This window comes from Dysgonomonas sp. ZJ709 (assembly GCF_011039195.1).
Taxonomy (GTDB): Bacteria; Bacteroidota; Bacteroidia; order Bacteroidales; family Dysgonomonadaceae; genus Dysgonomonas.
Genome location: NZ_JAAKEM010000061.1, coordinates 1 through 3535 on the forward strand (window position 1 = coordinate 1; position 3535 = coordinate 3535).

6 protein-coding genes are annotated in these 3535 nt (G+C 31.1%); 1 reads left to right on the forward strand and 5 read right to left on the reverse strand.

Going from position 1 to position 3535, the window contains the following annotated elements:
* Positions 1 to 80 precede the first annotated feature (80 nt).
* Complete coding sequence (locus G7Y56_RS18230; RefSeq protein ID WP_165045867.1) at positions 81 to 578, reverse strand: hypothetical protein; 498 nt, start codon at positions 576 to 578, stop codon at positions 81 to 83.
* A gap of 5 nt (positions 579 to 583) precedes the next feature.
* Positions 584 to 1012, reverse strand: a complete 429-nt coding sequence (locus G7Y56_RS18235) for a hypothetical protein (RefSeq protein ID WP_165045869.1) — start codon at positions 1010 to 1012, stop codon at positions 584 to 586.
* A gap of 343 nt (positions 1013 to 1355) precedes the next feature.
* On the opposite strand from G7Y56_RS18235, the gene G7Y56_RS18240 reads away from it, so the two are divergent.
* On the forward strand, positions 1356 to 1739 hold the full coding sequence (locus G7Y56_RS18240; protein ID WP_165045871.1) for a hypothetical protein: 384 nt from the start codon (positions 1356 to 1358) through the stop codon (positions 1737 to 1739).
* 160 nt (positions 1740 to 1899) lie between these two features.
* On the opposite strand, the gene G7Y56_RS18800 is transcribed toward G7Y56_RS18240, so the two are convergent.
* The 3 genes from G7Y56_RS18800 to G7Y56_RS18250 form a co-directional block, all read right to left on the reverse strand.
* Complete coding sequence (locus G7Y56_RS18800; RefSeq protein ID WP_255498814.1) at positions 1900 to 2028, reverse strand: hypothetical protein; 129 nt, start codon at positions 2026 to 2028, stop codon at positions 1900 to 1902.
* Positions 2021 to 2950 carry an IS1595 family transposase gene (locus G7Y56_RS18245; RefSeq protein WP_165045873.1) on the reverse strand — a complete coding sequence of 310 codons (930 nt, stop codon included), beginning with the start codon at positions 2948 to 2950 and terminating at the stop codon, positions 2021 to 2023. Before G7Y56_RS18245 ends, G7Y56_RS18800 begins: the two co-directional genes overlap by 8 nt.
* A 336-nt stretch (positions 2951 to 3286) precedes the next feature.
* Entirely contained in the window at positions 3287 to 3484 is a 198-nt protein-coding gene (locus G7Y56_RS18250) for a hypothetical protein (RefSeq protein ID WP_165045875.1), read from the reverse strand.
* Positions 3485 to 3535: the final 51 nt, after the last annotated feature.

Sequence of the window (3535 nt, forward strand, 5' to 3'; positions counted from 1 at the left end):
GGTAACAACATACAAACTTAACCCAATTTTTAGGTCATGGTTGTATGTTGTTATTTTACCTCTATTTTTAAATCATAAATCTATTCTGACCATTTACTGACTTCTGTAATCAATCTGTCTATCCAATTTAGTAATTTTGTGGTGACATTCCTATTTGAGAAATCGACTCCTTTGGTAGTATTAAATATTTGACTATTTATTTCATTAACTCTTTTTTGTTGATAGGTGGTTAATCCTCCATTTTCTTCGGATATCCAGTTAATAAATTCTCCTAATTCATTCACCTTTGATTGTACTAGGTCTCTATTGGAGTCATAAGCCTCTTGTTTTCTTCTAGCCATGTCATATATCATATCGGTATCATAAGGTTGTATGTAACCGCTTGACTGATTTTCCTTTTGTGTGTCTGTATATTCCCATTGTTTTAAATAGGTATTATATTTTTCATAACCTATCATATTTCCAGATGAATCAAAGTATTCATATCTTTTTAAAGTACTATTGTATTTTGAGGTACTGGTTTGAGCATTCAAACCAATAGAGCACATGAGTAGTAATGTAACAATTAATGTTTTCATAATTTTTATTTGAATTTTAGTTTAAACTTTGTAAAGAATAGTAGAAGGATGAAAATTATTCCTGAGAATAAAAATCCATACTGGCAATCTTTTACTGCTGCATTGAAATACACTTTTACTTTGTTTTTGTACTCGTAAAATTTACCATCTGAGAAGTAAACATCTTGGTTTCTCCAACCTGACACTGATACTTTCGTATCAGTACCAAAGGGTGTAGTGTAGTTGATTTTTATTACTGGATATTCGGGTGGGGCATCAGCATAAAAGGATGGCTGTTCTCCTGGTAACGGGTCACGTATTCCCATAATAAAACTTACGTTTCCATAGTGTTCAACAGCAAATAGGATAGAAAATCCTAATACTAAACTCAATAATAGTTGTGATACGATTTTGGAACTTACTGAAAATTCCTTTTTAGTGTTATTAGCAGTCATTGGTCATGTTTTGCCTCACCAATTCCCGAAGTAAGCTGATAAAAAAAGAAGCGTGGGAACTGTAAACTTATCTATTCCGAGGTTCTGGTAAACACCCTACAACAAATAAGCAACAGCCCCACGCCTTTTGGACGCGGAGTGTTTTGCTTATTATCCTTGTTGTATTTGAAATTTACCAGATTTCGGAATAAGGATAATATTTAAACGCTTCGTATTATTTCAGTTACAAAGGTATGGAAAAATAATAAATGAAGGTATGGAAGATCAAAACTTTGTTTATTGAATCAAAACATATTTGTTTTAAGTTATATTTGTAGATGTTAAAGCATTAAATCAAATACTTATGAATAATAACAAAGCAATACATAAAGTGCTAAAAGTCCTTGACTATTATTATAAAATAGGTGAAGAGAACAATGGTTTTGGAAATATTGTTACTGACTTAGGAAGGTCATATTCTGCAAATGACTTATCTAAGAAAACATCTCTAAATATTGCTGTAATTAGAGATGTATGTAAAGTATTGAATAATGGTGGTTATATAACAAATCCGATTGATGGAGACATAAAATTTGACTGTCGATATCTTATTACAGAGAAAGGTCAAGTGGCTCTTGTTCGAAAGCATTTTCTAAATCAGATTTGGTATCGAAATTGGAAATACCTTCTGACTCTTGTAATCTCAATTCTAGGTCTTTTAGTTTCTTATCTAATTTATTTAAGGTAGCACAGTTGATAAGAATGGTTGCAGAAGTAATTAGAAAAATTATCAATATATAGTAATTTCTATTATATTCTTTCATAATTTATAAGTATTAAAATTAAAAAATCCACATAAATACTATTGTATCTAGTGGAATGTCTTTATGTAAATTGGTTGGGAAATTTTATTTTTTCTTTCCGCTGTTTTTTGTTGGTAGCTTTACTTTTGCTATTTCTGTAATTATTTGACCGAAATTGGGTTTCTTCTTATCGGTTTCTTTTGGGGTTTCCTTTTTTTCTTTTTCTTTACTCATAAATCAAGTTTTTATAGGTTAAACGAGTACAACACAAAGATAGCATTTTATTTAAACGTTCTCCTTCTTTTAGCTTTCTTGTGTTATATCTAAATACAAATTCATCTACATATTTTTGTAAGTGTTTTCGGGTCATGGAATGGTATATACCAATAATCCCCCTTTTTAATAGACTCCAGAATCCTTCCATTGTGTTTGTGTAAGCATCTCCATTGACATACTGCTTTGCACCATGATTTACTACATAGTGTTTATACATCTTTTCTAAGCCTTTATAGCCAAGGTATTCATCGGTCATGAGGGTAGCTGTTTCTTTAATGGTTTGTTTAATAATGTCTTTGAGGGTTTCTCCCTTGACATCGGTAACGACTCTTGCTATTAGTTTACCTCCTCTTTCGACCATACCAAACACAGGTACTTTATCTACAATACTTCTACCTTGCGAGTGCTTTATTTTCTTATTCCAATGTCTGTTTTTGTTTTTACCTCCTACATAGGTTTCATCTAATTCAACTTCATTGTCTAGTTGGATATCTAAATCGCATTGTCCTAATGCATATCTAATCCGATGCAATAGAAACCACGCTGATTTCTGTGTTATTTGTAAATCTCTGGCGAGTTGATAGGAAGATATTCCTTTCTTGTGTGAGGTAATGAGATAGATGGCTATAAACCACTTTTTAAGTGATATATTGCTGTCTTCGAATATTGTACCAGCCCTGACCGAAAATTGCTTCCTACATGAAGCACATTTATATCTCTTACCGTCTGAAAAGCAATATACTTTTTCACCCCCACAATGGGGACAACATGGTTTTTCTCCCCACCTTTTAGCAGCTAAATATTGAATACAGGTCTTTTCTTCTTTGAAATATTCAACGAGTTCTATCAGACTGTTAAATTCATCTTTAAATATATCCATCTTTGATAACAATTTTACTATTAAATATAATCATTTTCAAGTTGTTATGCAAATTTATATTGATAAATATTAACTAATTGATAGGTGTTTGAATTATTTTTCTAACTTTATGGTTTAACCTTTAAAATCTTATATTTATGAATAATTATAGTGGTACAAAATGTCCTTATTGTGGCTATAAATCTTTTGAAATTGTTGGTGATACTCCAACTTCTAGTTGTACAAAGCTTAGCTACATCAGATGCTCTGATATCAATTGTAAGAAGTTAATATGTGCATTGCCCCATGACAGTATAGACAAATTTATGAGTGAGATTAAAAAAGACATTAAAGATATTAAATCTCGTCTGGGTCTATAAATTGTCTGGTTGAGGTATTATTCCGAGTTTGTCTTAAGTTAATGCAGGATGCCTCTACTATCCTAATAAATCTTTCTGCTACATTTTTATATAGCTGGTCTTCTTCCATTGCTAATTCAAAGGAAGCTCTTAGGGAATCCTTGAATTTTAAATCTTCATCATTTGCTTGTTTCATGTTTATTTTTTTAAGTGAATTTTGGGTTAGGTTTGTATGTTGTTACCTAAA

What these genes read in the sequence shown, in the direction of transcription:
- G7Y56_RS18800 (WP_255498814.1), bottom strand. Translation starts at nt 2,028, where the DNA reads ATGAGTAAAGAAAAAGAAAAAAAGGAAACCCCAAAAGAAACCGATAAG.
- G7Y56_RS18235 (WP_165045869.1), bottom strand. Translation starts at nt 1,012, where the DNA reads ATGACTGCTAATAACACTAAAAAGGAATTTTCAGTAAGTTCCAAAATC.
- G7Y56_RS18250 (WP_165045875.1), bottom strand. Translation starts at nt 3,484, where the DNA reads ATGAAACAAGCAAATGATGAAGATTTAAAATTCAAGGATTCCCTAAGA.
- G7Y56_RS18230 (WP_165045867.1), bottom strand. Translation starts at nt 578, where the DNA reads ATGAAAACATTAATTGTTACATTACTACTCATGTGCTCTATTGGTTTG.
- G7Y56_RS18240 (WP_165045871.1), top strand. Translation starts at nt 1,356, where the DNA reads ATGAATAATAACAAAGCAATACATAAAGTGCTAAAAGTCCTTGACTAT.
- G7Y56_RS18245 (WP_165045873.1), bottom strand. Translation starts at nt 2,950, where the DNA reads ATGGATATATTTAAAGATGAATTTAACAGTCTGATAGAACTCGTTGAA.